Origin of the sequence: Nonomuraea mesophila (assembly GCF_004352805.1) — a bacterium.
Lineage (GTDB): Bacteria > Actinomycetota > Actinomycetes > Streptosporangiales > Streptosporangiaceae > Nonomuraea > Nonomuraea longispora.
Map to the genome: position 1 here is coordinate 1 of NZ_SMLD01000209.1, position 14,935 is coordinate 14,935.

At 72.7% G+C, this 14,935-nt stretch carries 12 protein-coding genes and 1 pseudogene; 8 read left to right on the forward strand and 5 right to left on the reverse strand.

What is annotated here, in order from left to right:
* The 4 genes from E1295_RS42585 to E1295_RS42600 all read right to left on the reverse strand — a co-directional run.
* Nucleotides 1–712: FAD binding domain-containing protein (locus tag E1295_RS42585; RefSeq protein ID WP_132640134.1), on the reverse strand; the 712-nt coding region annotated here is incomplete at its 3' end.
* Entirely contained in the window at nucleotides 709–2,145 is a 1,437-nt protein-coding gene (locus E1295_RS42590) for a uracil-xanthine permease family protein (RefSeq protein WP_132640136.1), read from the reverse strand. The genes E1295_RS42585 and E1295_RS42590, both read right to left, overlap by 4 nt.
* A 197-nt stretch (nucleotides 2,146–2,342) precedes the next feature.
* Nucleotides 2,343–2,546 carry an RNA-binding S4 domain-containing protein gene (locus E1295_RS42595; RefSeq protein ID WP_220449166.1) on the reverse strand — a complete coding sequence of 68 codons (204 nt, stop codon included), beginning with the start codon at nucleotides 2,544–2,546 and terminating at the stop codon, nucleotides 2,343–2,345.
* Nucleotides 2,547–2,587: 41 nt separating this feature from the next.
* On the reverse strand, nucleotides 2,588–4,201 hold the full coding sequence (locus E1295_RS42600) for a PucR family transcriptional regulator (protein ID WP_132640140.1): 1,614 nt from the start codon (nucleotides 4,199–4,201) through the stop codon (nucleotides 2,588–2,590).
* A gap of 131 nt (nucleotides 4,202–4,332) precedes the next feature.
* On the opposite strand from E1295_RS42600, the gene E1295_RS42605 reads away from it, so the two are divergent.
* From E1295_RS42605 to E1295_RS42640, 8 genes are all read left to right on the forward strand, one after another.
* The gene (locus tag E1295_RS42605; protein WP_246081057.1) at nucleotides 4,333–5,199 is read left to right on the forward strand and encodes an oxamate carbamoyltransferase subunit AllH family protein; all 867 of its coding nucleotides are present in this window, start codon (nucleotides 4,333–4,335) and stop codon (nucleotides 5,197–5,199) included.
* Nucleotides 5,196–6,551, forward strand: a complete 1,356-nt coding sequence (locus tag E1295_RS42610; protein WP_132640144.1) for an AllF/FdrA family protein — start codon at nucleotides 5,196–5,198, stop codon at nucleotides 6,549–6,551. The genes E1295_RS42605 and E1295_RS42610 overlap by 4 nt, the downstream gene beginning before the upstream one ends.
* Nucleotides 6,548–7,936, forward strand: a complete 1,389-nt coding sequence (locus E1295_RS42615) for a YlbE family protein (RefSeq protein WP_132640146.1) — start codon at nucleotides 6,548–6,550, stop codon at nucleotides 7,934–7,936. The genes E1295_RS42610 and E1295_RS42615 overlap by 4 nt, the downstream gene beginning before the upstream one ends.
* Before the next feature lie 223 nt (nucleotides 7,937–8,159).
* Nucleotides 8,160–10,511 (forward strand): serine/threonine-protein kinase, encoded by a 2,352-nt coding sequence (locus E1295_RS51540; protein ID WP_246081058.1) that lies wholly within the window; start codon nucleotides 8,160–8,162, stop codon nucleotides 10,509–10,511.
* A gap of 66 nt (nucleotides 10,512–10,577) precedes the next feature.
* On the forward strand, nucleotides 10,578–11,150 hold the full coding sequence (locus tag E1295_RS42625; protein WP_132640148.1) for a TetR/AcrR family transcriptional regulator: 573 nt from the start codon (nucleotides 10,578–10,580) through the stop codon (nucleotides 11,148–11,150).
* Between the two features lie 55 nt (nucleotides 11,151–11,205).
* The gene (locus tag E1295_RS42630; RefSeq protein ID WP_132640150.1) at nucleotides 11,206–12,402 is read left to right on the forward strand and encodes a Cmx/CmrA family chloramphenicol efflux MFS transporter; all 1,197 of its coding nucleotides are present in this window, start codon (nucleotides 11,206–11,208) and stop codon (nucleotides 12,400–12,402) included.
* A complete protein-coding gene (locus E1295_RS42635) occupies nucleotides 12,399–13,214 on the forward strand; it encodes an MOSC domain-containing protein (RefSeq protein ID WP_132640152.1) in 816 nt (271 codons plus the stop codon). Before E1295_RS42630 ends, E1295_RS42635 begins: the two co-directional genes overlap by 4 nt.
* An 81-nt stretch (nucleotides 13,215–13,295) precedes the next feature.
* Complete coding sequence (locus E1295_RS42640) at nucleotides 13,296–14,582, forward strand: MFS transporter (protein ID WP_246081060.1); 1,287 nt, start codon at nucleotides 13,296–13,298, stop codon at nucleotides 14,580–14,582.
* A gap of 65 nt (nucleotides 14,583–14,647) precedes the next feature.
* Here the strand turns inward: E1295_RS42640 and E1295_RS42645 are convergent.
* Nucleotides 14,648–14,935 (reverse strand): annotated as a pseudogene (locus tag E1295_RS42645) (bifunctional 3'-5' exonuclease/DNA polymerase); the annotation flags it as partial.

The following is a 14,935-nucleotide window of genomic DNA, read 5'->3' on the forward strand; positions in this document are numbered from 1 at the left end:
TTCCCGCGCCGTCCGCCCCCTCGCACGCGTCGGTCACGTCCACGACGACGGGCACGGGCCCGACACCGACGCAGGCGACCCTGGCTGCGGTGACGCGCGCGTCGTCGTCCAGCGTGACCACGGCGCAGACCCCGGCCAGCGCGTAGTCGCCGTGCCTGCGGGCCACCTCCTCGAAGGCGGTGCCGGTGCGCGGGCCGAGCGCGGGGAAGAACGCCGACACGGCCAGCTCGCCCGGCTGGACCGCCGACTCCAGTGGCCCGGTGAAGAACTCCCGCGCCGGCACGTCACGCTCGACGGCCCGCCCGTCCCATCGGGCCACCCTGACCGTGCCGTCCAGCACCGCCAGTACGGCCGGCAGCTCGGCGGCCGGGTCGGCGTGCACGAGGCTGCCCACCACCGTGCCCCGGTTGCGGATCACCGGGTGGGCGACCAGCTTCAGCGCCCGCGTGAGCAGCGGGTGCGCGCCCGCGTGCTCGGCATCGGAGTGCCGGACCAGCGCGCCCACCATGACGCCGGAAGGGCTCGCGTCGACCGCGGACAGGGAGCCGATCCGGTTGATGTCGACGAGATGCTCGGGCGCGGCCAGCCGCATGTTCATCAGGGGGATCAGGCTCTGCCCGCCGGCCAGCACCTTGCCGCGCACCTGCGCGAGCGTGCGCAGCGCCGCGCCGACGTCGCGGGGCGCGTGGTAGGTGAACGGCGCCGGCTTCACGCGGGCCCGCTCCCGGCCTGCTCCGAGGCCGGTCCTGAAGCCGCTCCCGGGGCGGGCCCGGCGATGGCCCTCAGCAGGTGGTAGCCGCCCAGCACCACGATGGTGCCGAGCGCGATGCCCTCCAAGGTGAAGTCGCCCCCGATGAAGTGCTGCACAGGTCCGATGGCCAGGATGATGCCCGCCCCCGTCGGAACCATGTTCACGGGATCGGCGAAATCCACCCGGTTCTCGATCCAGATCTTCGCGCCCAGCAGCCCGATCATGCCGTAGAGGATCACGGTGACGCCGCCGAGCACGCCTCCGGGGGTGGCCGCGATCAGCGCGCCGAACTTGGGGCACAGGCCGAACAGGATGGCGATGACCCCCGCGATGTAGTAGGCGGCCGTGGAGTAGACCTTGGTGGCCGCCATGACGCCGATGTTCTCGGCGTACGTCGTGGTGGGCGAACCGCCGACCGAGCTGGCGAGGGCGGTGGTGACGCCGTCGGCGGCGACGGCGCGGCCGACGTACGGGTCGACGTCGGTGCCCGTCATCTCGCCGACCGCCTTGACGTGGCCGATGTTCTCGGCGATGAGCGCGATGACCGCGGGCAGCACCAGCAGCACGGCGGAGGTCTTGAAGTCGGGCCCGTGGAAGTCGGGCAGCCCGATCCAGTCGGCTTCGGCCACCGGTTCGAAGTCGACCCGGTCGTGCGGGAACGCCGTCGCCACGCAGTAGGTGCCCTCGGCCTCGCAGGCGGCCCCGGAGGCGTCGCGCAGGTTGGCGCCGGGCAGCACCGACGTGATCGGTCCTGCCACCCCGTCCAGCACCCACGACAACACGAACCCGGCGACGAGCCCCACCAGCACGCCGATCCGCCCGATGAACCCCTTGAACAGCACGATCACCACGAACGTGATCAGCATCGTGACCAGGGCGACCCAGTGGTCCTGCGGCCAGTACGTGTCCGCCACCACGAACGCCAGCCCGAACCCGATCAGCATGACCACCGCGCCCGTGACCACGGGCGGGAAGAGGCGGTGGATGATCTGCACGCCGAGGAAGTGGATGGCCAGCCCGGCCAGCGCCAGCACCAGCCCGGCGACCAGGATGGCGCCGGTCACGACGGCGTCCGCTCCCGCGGTGTCGCCGCCCGCCGCGGCCCTGATGGCGAACACCCCGCCGACGAAGGACGCGCTGGTGCCGAGGTAGCTCGGCACCTTGCCCTTCACGATCAGCAGGAACAGGATCGTCGCGACGCCTGACATCATCACGGCGATGTTGGGGTCGAGCCCCATCACCAGGGGGAAGACGAACGTCGCGCCGAACATCGCGATCACGTGCTGCGCCCCGAAGCCCACCATCCGGGGCCAGCTCAGCCGTTCGTCGGGCCTGACCACCTCGCCTGGGGCCAGGTGCTTGCCGTCACCGTGCTTGGTCCATCCCAAAACCATTGAGAGCCCCTCTTGTACCGGGCGTTGCGCTGGGCCGGCGACACGCTTTCCGTTGCGGGCACATTAGGCCCGCTGGATCACTCCTACACGGGCATGATCTGCCAAATCTACGCCGGGAACCAGGGAGAAATCCGCGCCCGGTGTGCAGCCCGGTGTGCAGCCCGCCGTGCAGCCGCTGTGGGCGCCCGCCGTCCGGCCTATCCCACCCGGATCGAGAACCCGTCGCCGCTGACGACCTGGCCGGCCCGGATCTTGGCCCGCTTGCGCAGCTCGACCTCGCCGTCCACGAGCACCATGCCCTCGGCGATCAGCTGCTTGGCCATGCCGCCCGTCTCCGTGATGCCGCAGTATTTCAGCAGGTCGCACAGCGGGATGAAGTCGGAGCGCAGTTCGAAGTCCACGGGCCCCAAGCCTAGACGCAGCCCGCGCGTCCCTCCCGCATCTAGATGCCGCGCATGCGCAGCACGTGGAGCGCGAGGGTGAGGTTGAGGCGCAGGTGCGGGTCGTCGGTGAAGCCGCCGAGCAGCCGCTCCAGCTTCCCGATCCGGTAGCGCAACGTGTTGTAGTGAAAGTGCAGCCGCCTGGCCGTCTCCGCCACGTTCAGGTTGGTCTCCAGGAGGGCCTGCAGGGTGCGCCGCAGGTCGGCGTTCTCGGCGTCGTCGTCGGTGGCCAGCGGGCCGAGCGTCTCGCGTACGAACGCGTGCAGCTCGTCGGTGTCGTTGACCAGCGACAGCAGCCGGTAGACGCCGAGCTGGTCGAAGTGGGCGACCGCGCCGGGCCCGTGCAGCTGCCGCCCGACCCTGGCGGCCTTCAGCGCCTGCGCGTAGGCATCGGGCAGCGTCTCCGCCCCTGGGCACGGTCTCGACGTGCCGGTCGAGAACGTCGCGGGCGGCGCGTCGGCGAAGGCGCAGGCGGCGTCCTTGGCCACCTTGGAGACGTCGGCGGAGGCGTCGACCACGGCCACCACCTCATGAGAGAACCCCGCCACCGCTCCCCGCGGGTCGTGCCGCCTGATCGCGGCCGTCCAGCAGGCCACCAGCCGGTCCTGGGCGCTGCGCTCGTCGCCGTCGGGGTCGAGCTCGGCCACCAGCACCGTCACGGGGCGCGCCAGGTCCCACCCGAACGCCCTGGCCCTGGCCGTGACCCGCTCGACCGTGCCGGCCCGCCCGGTGAGCACGTCGCGCAGGAAGTCGGCCCGGTATTTGCTCTCGACGGCGTTGACCGCCTCCTGGCGGGTGACGACCAGCGCGGCGACGGTGGCGGCGCGTTCGAGGATGCCGACGTCGCTGTCCCCGATGGCCGCGGACGGGCTGTAGGCGACGATCCTGCCGTGGTGGTGGCCCCCGGCCAGCACCGGCACCGACGCGAACGAGCGCCTGCGTGCCCCGTCGGCCTCGGCCGCCGGGGGCCCCTCGTGGGTGAGCGACTCGCACAGGACGCTCATGTGCCCGCCGCCGCCGGCGGGACCGGCGGCGGCCAGCACGCGGCCGGAGCCGTCGACCGCCGCCACCGACACGTCCAGCAGGTGCGCGACCTCGGCGGTGACCTCGTTGAGCCCGCCGCCGGCCAGCACCACCTGCACCAGCGCCCGGTGCGCCTCCTCGGCGCGGGCGAGCACGGCCGCCTGGCGGTTGAGGATGTCGGTCAGCACCTGGTTGAGGATGTCGTCGAAGCCGACGTCGTCCGGCAGCTGGATGAGCGGGAAACCGAGCCGGTCGGCCTGCTCGGCCATCTCGGCGGGCAGCTCGTCGACGTAGCGGCCCAGTTTGATCGCCAGGGCGGACAGCCCCCGCTCGTCCAGGTCGGCCACCAGCCGGCCGAGCGACTGGGGCGTGTTGCGCAGCGGGTAGCCGGTGGTGAGCAGCAGCTCGTGCGGCTTGACCCAGGCCAGGATGTCGGGCACCTCCATGACGTTGAGCCGCTGCACGATGCGGCCCAGCCCGCGCTCCCCCGCGATCAGCCTGGCCCCGGCGAGGGTGGACACGCCGAGCACCTCGCCGACGGACACGCCATGAGTGATCGTTCCTGTGCTGGCCAGACGGACGGGGGGCTCCATGGAAGTGATTGTGACCCCGGGAGCCGTCTGTCAGGAAGAGCCAACCTTCCCGCTCACTGTTGGCAAATTTACCCGTACGGAGGGTTCCGGGCCCGTTCTACGGTCAGGACCAGGGTCGGTTGGGAGGTTCGGTGACGGTCAGTACCCACGCGCGACGTACCCGCGTCCACGTCACGGGAGCGGCCAGCACGGCCGTACGTCCCGTCCTTGAGTCGTCCCGCCGCCCGGCGCGGGTGCTCGCCGCGTTCCCCGGCGGGATCTATCTGGAGGTCAGGACCGAGCTCGAACCTTCGGTGATCGCGGTCATCACCGGCGAGGCGATCCGGCTGCCCAACTCCGTGCTGCTGGCGGGTCCGCTCCCGAAGGTCACGGTGGGTGACGACGCCTCGGTGGGCGACCGGTCGATCGAGCTGGGCCCGCTGAGCCTGACCGTACGGCGGTGGTGGGATCCCGCGCCGCCGCTCGGTCCCGTGGATCTCGGGAGCCTCGCGTACGCCGCCGGCCGCCTCATCGACCCGCCCGAGCCGGGACTGACCGGCAATCCCGCGCTCGACCTGCTCGCCGGCGGGTGCGCCGAGGGCCGGCTGCTGTGGGCGGTGACGGCGGCCGAGCAGCTGATGGGCCTGGGGCCCGGGCTCACGCCGAGCGGCGACGACGTGCTGGCCGGGCTGCTGGTGACGCTGCGGCACCTGGGCGCGGCGGCTGGGGTGGAGCGGGCGGTCTGGCTGGCGGGCTGGCTCGGCGCGACGGTCACGTTCGACGCCCGCTCACGGACGACTCCCCTGTCGGCCACGCTGCTGCACTGCGCGGCCGCGGGCGCGGCCAGCCCCGAGGTGACCGGGGTGCTGCGCGGCCTCACCGGCACGCAGCCGCTCGAACCGGCGCTGCGCCGGCTGCACCGGCTCGGCCACACGTCGGGCTCGGACCTGGCGCAGGGCGTCACCATCGGGGTGAACGCGGTCCTCTCCCTGGGGCAGTCCCAGGGGGCGGCCCCATGAGTGACGTTCCGCGCGAGGTGGTGCTGGTCCGCCGGGGGACCTATCACGACTCCGTCACCCTCATGCGGGTCAGCCGGGCGCTGTCCGGCCTGCCGGGTGTGGAAGCGGCCATGGTCGCCATGGCCACCGAGCTCAACGTCTCCATCCTGCGCGAGCTGGGGTTCACGATCCCGGAGAGCGGCCCGGGGGACCTGCTGATCGCCGTACGGGCGGGCGACACCGAGGCGGCCGTCGAGGAGGCCGACCGGCAGCTGACCGCCTCCCGTCGGCCGGACCCCGCGCCGGAGCACCAGCCGCCGCTGACCACCCGCTCGGCCGCGAGACAACCGGCCGGCCTGGTTCTCGTCTCCACTCCAGGGGAGCACGCCTTCGCCGAGGCGCTGGACGCCGTCGAGGCGGGCCTGCCCGTCATGATCTTCAGTGACGGCGTACCCGTGTGGCAGGAACGCCTGCTGAAGGAGCGGGCGGAGACCAGGGACGTCCTCGTGATGGGCCCCGACTGCGGCACGGCGGTGATCGGCGGCGTCGGCCTCGGCTTCGCGAACGTGCTCCGCCCCGGCCCCGTCGGCGTGGTGGCGGCCTCCGGCACCGGCGCGCAGCAGGTGACGTGCCTGCTCGACCGGGCGGGCACCGGCGTCAGCCACGTGCTCGGCGTGGGCGGCAGGGACCTGTCGGCCGAGGTGGGCGGGCTGGCGGCGCTGCGGGCGCTGCGCATGCTCGACGACGACCCGGCCACCGAGCTGATCGTGCTCGTCTCCAAGCCGCCCGCGCCCGAGGTGGCGCGGGCCGTGGAGGAGTCGCTCGGCCGGCTGCGCACGCCCGTCGTACGCGCGCTGCTCCAGGACGGCGCACCCGACCTGACGGAGGCGACGGAGCAGGCGCTACGCGCCCTGGGCAGGCCCGTGCCCGAGTGGCCGTCCTGGCCCTCGTGGCCGGGTGGCCGGCCGCCCGCCAAGACGATCAAGGGCGTCTACGCCGGCGGCACGCTCAGCGCGGAGGCCGCGATGATCACCGGCACCGGCGACGTCGTCGACTACGGCGACGACGCCTACACCCGGGGACGCGCCCACCCGATGATCGACCCGTCGCTGCGCGTCGAGGCGCTCGCCCACACCCAGGACACCGACGTGGTGCTCATGGACGTGGTGCTCGGCCACGGCGCCGACCCCGACCCGGCCGCCTCGCTCGCGCACGCCGTCGCCCGCGCCCCTTCCACCGTGGTCGTCGCCCTGATCGGCACGGAGGGCGACCCGCAGGACCTGCACCGCCAGGCCGCCGCCTTCCGCGAGGCGGGCGCGTCCGTGTTCACCTCCAACGCCGAGGCCGCCCGGCACGCCAGGAGCCTGCTGTGACCCTGCTCTCCGCACCGGCCCGCGTCGTCACCGTCGGCGCCGGCCTGCTCGACGACGCGCTCAGGGCCCAGGCCGTGCCCACGGTCCCCGTGGCGTGGCGGCCGCCGCTGCCCGGCACCGCGGAGGCGCTGGCCGAGGTGCTCGCCGACCCGCGCAGGCATGCCGCCAACGAGCGGGCGGCCGGCCGGCTGACCTCCGCCCGCCCGCACCTGGTGGGCGTGCGGCGGGCCTCCGAGGTGCTGGCGGAGGGCACGTTCCTGCACGCGGGCCCGCCCATCACGTGGGAGCGCGCGTCCGGCCCGATGCGCGGCGCCCTCATCGGCGCGATGCTGCTGGAGGGCCTGGCCGGCGACGAGCACGAGGCCGCACGCACGCTCGCCGCGGGCGGCGTCACGCTGCGCCCGTGCCACGAGCACGCCGCCGTGGGCCCGATGGCGGGCGTGGTGAGCCCGTCCATGTGGATGTTCGAGGTGCGCGACGAGGAACACGGCGGCACCGCCTACTGCTCGCTCAACGAGGGCCTGGGCAAGGTGCTGCGCTACGGCGCGTACGGGCCCGAGGTGCTGGAGCGGCTGCGCTGGATGGACGAGGTGCTCGGCCCCGCCCTGGCCGCGGCGCTGGAACGTACGGGGCCGATCGACCTGCGCACGCTGATCGCGCAGGCGCTGCAGATGGGCGACGAGCTGCACAACCGCAACCGCGCCGCCACCTCGCTGCTGCTGCGCGAGCTGGCGCCCGCCGTGGTCGAGGCCGCGCCCGCCGCCGCCGCGCAGGTGCTGCGCTTCATCAACGGCAACGACCACTTCTTCCTGAACGCAGGCATGGCCGCGGCCAAGGTCAGCACCGACGCCGCCCGCGACGTGCCCGGATCCTCCCTCGTGGTCGCGATGGCGAGGAACGGCACCGACTTCGGCGTGCAGGTCTCGGGCCTCGGCGGACGCTGGTTCACCGGCCCGGCCGGGGTGCCCGACGGGCTCTATCTGGGCGCGTACGGCCCCGAGGACGCCAACCCGGACATCGGCGACTCCACCATCACCGAGACCTCGGGCCTGGGCGGCTTCGCGATGGCGGCCTCCCCTGCCATCGTGCGCTTCGTCGGCGGCGAGGTCGCCGACGCCGTCAAGGCCACCCGGTCGATGTACGAGATCACGCTGGCCGAGCATCCCGCCTACCAGATCCCGGGTCTCGGCTTCCGCGGCACTCCTGTCGGCATCGACCTCGCCCTGGTGGCCAGGACGGGCCTGCTGCCCGTGGTCAACACCGGCATCGCGGGCCGCGTGGCCGGCACTGGACAGGTCGGCGCGGGTCTGGTCGAGCCGCCCGCGGAGGCGTTCACCAACGCCTTGCTGGCATTGGCCCGCACGGTAAGCCGGTCATTTGAATAGCGAAATAGCCGCACGTCAGCACTATTGTCAAGCAACGTCAGCTTCCCTTGCGGTAATAGCGCCGATATCGTAACGAACCTCAGGCCAGCAACAAATCCGCCGCGGCCTGCCTCCGGGCCTGGTCGAAAGCCCCATACGGCAGGCGTCCGGCGGCTTTTACCGTGGCAATCTGCAAGTAGCGTGAGAACGCACGTGACGGATGAGGCGAGATGGGGGCGGAAATATGGCAGCCGACCGCTTGCTCAGCGGCCCCGGCGCGGAGGGAGGCCCCCCGAGCGGCACCCCGCAGAGCCAGGGCCGCCTGATCGGCCGGCGCTACCGGCTGATGTCGCCGGTCGGCAGGGGCGGCATGGGAATGGTCTGGCAGGCCCACGACGTCCTGCTCGACCGCGACGTCGCGGTCAAGGAGCTGATCCTGCCCTACGGGCTCGACCACGCGGGCAAGCAGGTGGCGCACCGGCGCATGCTCCGCGAGGCCCGGTCCGCCGCGCGGCTGACCCACCCCGGCATCGTCACCGTGCACGACGTCGTCGAGGAGGACGGCCGCCCGTGGATCGTGATGGAGCTGGTCCGCGCGTGGTCCCTCGAACAGGCCGTACGCCAGAGCGGGCCGCTGCCGGTGATCCAGGCGGCCGAGATCGGCATCCGGGTGCTCGACGCGGTCAGGCACGCCCACGCCGCCGGCATCATGCACCGCGACATCAAGCCCGGCAACGTGCTGCTGACCTCCGACCGGGTCGTCCTGACCGACTTCGGCATCGCCGCCATCGAGGGCGACGTGACGATCACGCAGACCGGGCTCCTCATGGGGTCGCCCGCGTACATCCCGCCCGAGCGCCTGTCCGGGCAGCCGATCACGCAGGCGGCCGACCTGTGGTCGTTCGGCGCCACGCTGTACGCCGCCGTCGAGGGGCGGCCGCCGTACGAAGGGCCTGACGCGATCGCGGTGCTCGGCGCGGTGCTCACCCAGGACCCGCTCAGTCCGCAGCGGGCCGGGGCGCTGAGGCCCGTCATCGAGGGCCTGCTGCGCAAGAACCCGGCCGAGCGGCTGACCTCGGCCCAGGTCATCGAGATGCTGGAGGCGGTGCTGCGGGCGCACGGCTCCCCCCGGCCGCGCCCGCCGGAGACCCTGCCCAGCCAGGCCGACCCGACGCCCGCGGGGCTGCTGCCGCCGCTCGAACACCCCTCGGGGCCGATGCCGTCGCGGATCGTGGAGACGCCCTCGGGGCCGGTGCGGGTGCCGTACGACCCGGCGAGCAGCCCGTCGGGCGGCTACTCGATGCCCTATGACGGGATGACGAGCCCGTCGGGCAGCCACCGGACCGACCAGTTACCGCCGGCGCAGGAGTTCGACGCGTTCGGCGCCCCCTCGGGTCCGCAGCGGCCGGACAGCGGCCCGCACTCGCTCGGCGGCCCGCACGCGTCCTCCGGCCCGCACTCGCTGAGCGGCCCGCACGCGTTCGACGGCGGGGCTCCCCCAGGTGGCCGCTCCTCGCTGGACGGCCCCTCACACCCGGGCGACCCCTCGTTCCGAAGCGGCCCTTCCTCCCTGGACGGCGCTGCACACCTGGGCGGGTCCCCGTCCCTGGACGGCCCTGCCTCGTTCGCCGGCCCCTCCTCGTTCGCCGGTCCCTCGTCCTCGGGCGGTTTCCCCACGGGTGGCGGCCCGTCCTCGCCGGGCGGTCAGGCCCCGTTCGAGCCGTACCGGCCCATGGACGACCCCGACGGGCCGGGCGCGCACTTGGGGCCGCAGCCCCGGCCGATCCTGCCGCTGACCTCCGACAGCCGCACGTCCGGCGCGACCCCGTGGCCGCTGGCCTCGCCCGCGGATCTGCACGAGCAGTCACGCAACCTCTCTCACGACATCAGCAGCAACAAACTCACCAAACTGCCCGCCGCCGCGCCGCGCAGCGGCACGAGCCGGCGCAGGAACGAGGACGACGGCGGTACGTGGATCCGTGACGGCCGGCCGACACCGCTCACGTTCGTCAGCGCGATCGTGGCGGTGGCCGTCGTCGCGGGCGCCGTGATGATCTTCCTGTCCGGCGGGCAGGCGCAGGAGCCGGCCGCGGTGACGGCCGCGACGACGACCGCCCCCGCCCAGCCGAGCCCCGCGGCCGGGGCCGGCGAGCCCTCCCCCGTGCCGGAGGGCTACGAGGAGCACACCCTCGCCGGGTTCGCGGCCGGCGTGCCGGAGGGCTGGAAGCCGGCCGAGGCGGACGGCAGGGCCACGTTCGACGGGCCGAAGGACTCCGGCATGCGGATCGTGGTGGAACGGGCGACGCCGCAGGCCGACGGCGGATTGTCCCGGCTGAGCAAGGAGGAGGCCGAGGGAGGCAGGGAGAGCTACATCCAGGTGCAGTTGCGGGCCCTGTCCTACCGGGGATGGAAGGCCGCAGACTGGGAGTACACCTACACCACCGCCAGCGGCGTCCCCATGCACGCGCTCACCCGGTACGTCACGATCGACGGCGATACGGCGTTCACGATCACGTTCGACCTGCCCGAGCTGAAGTGGGACGACCAGGCAGGCACGCGCAAGGTGTTCCTCGACACGTTCCGCAGGAGCGCCTGACGCCGGCGAGCCGGCCGCGCCCCACCATATTGCACTACTCGTTCCAAAACTGGTAGCGTGCCGGGCATGGCGCGACCGAGGATGTTCGAGGAGGACCGCGCGGTCGAGGCCGCCATGCGCGCGTTCTGGGACGCGGGCTACGAGAACACCTCGACGCAGGCCCTGTGCGCGGCCACCGGCCTCGGGCGCAGCAGCATCTACAACACCTTCACGAGCAAGCACGACCTGTTCAAGAAGGCGCTGCGCCACTACATGGACGGGCGCAACACCCGGCTCGCCGAGCTGATGGACTCCGGCCTGCCCGCCAGAGAGAAGGTCGGCACCGTGCTGGGGTGGGCGGTCGAGCCCGACCCGGAGGAGCCGGCCGGCTGCCTGGTGGTCAACTCACTGGTCGAGCTGGGCCCGCACGATCCGGAGGTCTCCGAGCTGCTGCGGCTCGACAACGACAAGCGGGTGCGGATGATGCGCTCGGCGATCGAGCAGGGCATGGCACGGGGCGAGATCGGCGCGGGGAAGGACGCGCTCGCCCTGGCACACTTCCTCGTGGCCACGGTCAGCGGCATGCGCGTGGCCGCCCGCGGCGGGGCCGGCCGGGAGACCCTCGCGTCCATCGCACGGACCGCGATGGACGCGTTCTGAGCTTTTTGTCGCCTAATTTTGTACTGCTCATTCTAAAATTGGTGGAGGAATCGCCATGCCACTGGCGGTCTACATATTGGGCCTGTCGATCTTCGCGCAGGGCACGTCGGAGCTCATGCTGGCCGGGCTGCTTCCCGAGATGTCGCGCGACCTGGGCGTCTCCGTCCCCGAGGCGGGGCTGCTGATCTCGGCCTTCGCCATCGGGATGCTGGTGGGCGCTCCGGTGCTGGCCATCGCCACGCTGCGCTGGCCACGCCGTACGGCGCTGCTGACGTTCATGCTGATCTTCGCCCTCTCGCACGTCGTGGGCGCGCTGACGTCCGACTACGCGGTCGTGTTCGTCACCCGCGTGGTGGGCGCCTTCGTGTACGCCGGCTTCTGGGCCGTGGCGGCGAGCACCGCGATCGGCCTGGTGCCGGTGAACGCCCGCGGCAGGGCGATGAGCATCCTGGCGGGCGGGCTGACGGTGGCCACCATCATCGGGCTGTCCCTGGGCACCGTCATCGGCCAGCACCTCGGCTGGCGGGCCGCGTTCTACGCGGTGGCCGGGCTGTCGGCGCTCGCGGCGATCGGCGTGTTCGCCACCATCCCCGGCGGCCGTCCCGAGCCCGGGACCGGACCGCGCGTCGGTGCCGAGCTGCGCGCCATGCTGAACCCCCCGCTCTGGCTCGCCTACGGCACGATCGCGCTGACCACGGCGGCCCTGCTGGCCTCCTTCAGCTACCTGAGCGTCCTGCTGACGGGCAGCACGGGCCTGGACCCGGCCTGGGTGCCCGCCGTCCTCGCCCTGTACGGGGTCGGCGCGCTGATCGGCATCACGATGGGCGGCAGGACCGCCGACGCGCGGCCGTTCCTCGTCCTGTTCACCGGCGTCACGGGCCTCATCATGACCTCGGCCGCGCTGGCCGCCTCCGCCACCGTGCCCCTGCTGGCCGTCGTGCTGGTCTTCCTGCTCGGCGTGTTCGGATTCGGGACCAATCCGGCGCTGAACGCCCGTCCCTTCGCCCTCGCCAAGGACGCCCCCACGCTGACCGCCGCGATGAACGTCTCCTCCTTCAACGTCGGCATCACCGTCGGCCCCTGGCTGGGCGGGCTGGCCATCGGCGCGGAGTTCGGCTACCCGTCCGTCGCGTGGATCGGCGCCGTCATCGGCGTGGTGGCGCTCGGCGCGGTCGCGCTGGCCGCGGCCCTGCACCGCAGGACCGCGCCCCTTCAGAGCGCGCCGATCAGTGAGATACCTTCGGGCGTATGAAGCTGGGAAGCATTCGCTTTTATCCCATCAAGTCCACTGCGGGCCATGACGTCGATGAAGCCGAGGTACACCCCTGGGGCCTGGCAGGCGACCGGCGTTACCTCATCACCGACAAGGACGGGATCATCCTGACCGCGCGCGAGGAACCGGCACTGCTGGCCTGTGTGGCCCGCCTCGACGGCGACGTGCTCACGCTGACCGGTCCGCACGCGGCCCCGCTGCGGGTCACACCGGCCGTTGCGATGTCCACGGTGGACGTGTGGGGCACCCCGGTGGAGCTCACCGACTGCGGCGACGACGCGGCCCGGTGGTTGTCGGAACTGGCCGGGCAGCCGGTGCGGCTCAAGTGGCTCGACGACCCGACCCGCCGCCCGGTCGATCCGGCGTACGGACGGCCGGACGACCGCGTGAGCCTGGCGGACGCCTATCCCCTTCTCCTCACGACCGGCGCCTCGCTCGACCGGCTCAACGACTGGATCGGGGAGACGGCGCTCGAACGCGGCGAGGAGCCGCCCGGCCCGCTGCCCATGCACCGCTTCCGGCCGAACGTGGTGATCGACGGGGTGGACACGCCCTTCGCCGAGGACGAGTGGAAGCGGCTGCGCATCGGCGACGTGGACTTCCGGGTCACCAAGGGTTGCGACCGCTGCGTGCTGACGACGATCGACACCACCACGTACACCAAGGGCAAGGAGCCCATCAGGACGCTGTCCAGGCACCGCAAGTGGGACGGCAAGGTCTGGTTCGGGATCAACCTGATCCCCGACGGCCCCGGGCGCATCGCCGTGGGCGACGCGGTATCGATCTTGTGAGGGTTCCGCCGTCCGTCACCCTATGAGAACAAGACACTGTCGTCTTTGGGGTGATGTTGGGGGTTATGTCAGACTTCACTGGTGACCAGCGCCCCCATACAGCCCACGACGCTGCCCTCTGACCGGATCCCGAGCATTCAGCGTCGTACCCTGGCGGTCCTGTCCGCGACGCAGATCGTGGGCGGCGTGGGCGTGGCGGTCGGGCTGGCGCTCAGCTCGGTGGTCGTGGACGAGCTGTCGGGATCCACCGTGATCAGCGGCTTCGCCGGCACGGCCACCGTGCTCGGCGCGGCACTGCTGGCCCTGCCGACGGCCAGGGCCTCGGGCAGCGGCGGGCGGCGCGCGGGCCTGTCGCTCGCCTACCTCGCGGCGCTGGCAGGCTGCGCGATCTCCGTGGCCGCCATCAGCCTCGGCTCGTGGCCGCTCCTGCTGGCCGGGCTGGTGCTGGTGGGCGGCGGCAGCGCGGGCAGCCTGGCGGCGCGCTACTCCGCCACGGACCTCTCGCCGAAGGGCCGCTCGGCCAGGCACCTCTCCCTGGTCGTCTGGGCCTCCACCATCGGCTCCGTCGCCGGCCCGAACCTGGCCAGACCCGCCGACCAGATCGGCATGAGGCTGGGGATGGCGGAGAAGGCCGGGCCGTTCGCGTTCTCCGCGCTGGCGTTCGCCCTCGCGCTGCTCATCATCCTCGTACTGCTCCGGCCCGACCCGCTCAAGCTGGCACGCGGGCTGCAGGACACACAAGAGGTGCCCGGCCCCGGCCGCAACCGGACCATCAGGACGGCCTGGGAGACGCTGCGGACGAACCCGATGGCCCGCACGGCGCTCGTCATGATCGCGGTCAGCCACACGGCGATGGTGTCGGTCATGTCGATGACCCCCGTCAAGCTCCACCACGACGGCGCCAACCTCGACGTCATCGGCATCGTGATCAGCCTGCACATCGCCGGCATGTACGTGCTGTCGCCGGTCGTCGGCTGGCTGGCCGACAGGGCGGGCAAGGTGCCGGTGCTGGCGCTCGGGATGGCCCTGCTGCTCTGCGCGGCCACGCTGGCGGGCACGGCCGGTCACCGGGTGTGGCAGGTGACGGCCGCGCTGGTGCTGCTCGGCCTGGGCTGGTCATGCGGCCTGGTGTCCGGCTCCGCCCTCGTCACGGAGTCCGTCCCCCTGTCCCGCCGCCCCGCCGTACAGGGACTGTCGGACCTGCTGATGAACGTCTGCGGCGCCACCGGCACGATCGTCGCCGGGGCGATCGTCGGGCTGCTCGGCTACGGCATGCTCGGCCTGGTCGTGGGCATCATGGTCACCCTCGCCGGCCTCTGGCTCCTCTCGCTCCGGCGCCGCACCCCCGCCACTCCTTCCCCCGGCTGACGCGCCCGTGCCCCGATGAGCCGTGCCGGAGGGCCGGGAAGCCGGAGGATCGGGGTGCTGCTGGGCTATTTGGCGTCGGCGTAGGAGGTGACCGCCACGGTCTCCATCGGGAAGCGTACGGGCGTCCGCCCGAACAGCAGCCTGCTCGCCTCGGCCGCCGCGGACGACACCGCCGCCATCACCTCCTCGGCCTGCTCCAGCGGGCAGTGCACCATCACCTCGTCGTGCTGGAAGAAGACCAGCCGGGCCGGCTCGGGCAGCAGCCCGCGCAGGACCGCCATCAGCGAGAGCGCCCACTCGGCGGCCGTGCCCTGGACGACGAAGTTGCGGGTGAAGCGCCCCCGGTCCCTGGC

Bases quoted from the DNA above. Each gene is read 5' to 3' on its own strand.
- E1295_RS51540 (WP_246081058.1), top strand. From the start codon at position 8,160: ATGGCAGCCGACCGCTTGCTCAGCGGCCCCGGCGCGGAGGGAGGCCCC.
- E1295_RS42590 (WP_132640136.1), bottom strand. From the start codon at position 2,145: ATGGTTTTGGGATGGACCAAGCACGGTGACGGCAAGCACCTGGCCCCA.
- E1295_RS42610 (WP_132640144.1), top strand. From the start codon at position 5,196: ATGAGTGACGTTCCGCGCGAGGTGGTGCTGGTCCGCCGGGGGACCTAT.
- E1295_RS42635 (WP_132640152.1), top strand. From the start codon at position 12,399: ATGAAGCTGGGAAGCATTCGCTTTTATCCCATCAAGTCCACTGCGGGC.
- E1295_RS42630 (WP_132640150.1), top strand. From the start codon at position 11,206: ATGCCACTGGCGGTCTACATATTGGGCCTGTCGATCTTCGCGCAGGGC.
- E1295_RS42600 (WP_132640140.1), bottom strand. From the start codon at position 4,201: ATGGAGCCCCCCGTCCGTCTGGCCAGCACAGGAACGATCACTCATGGC.
- E1295_RS42625 (WP_132640148.1), top strand. From the start codon at position 10,578: ATGGCGCGACCGAGGATGTTCGAGGAGGACCGCGCGGTCGAGGCCGCC.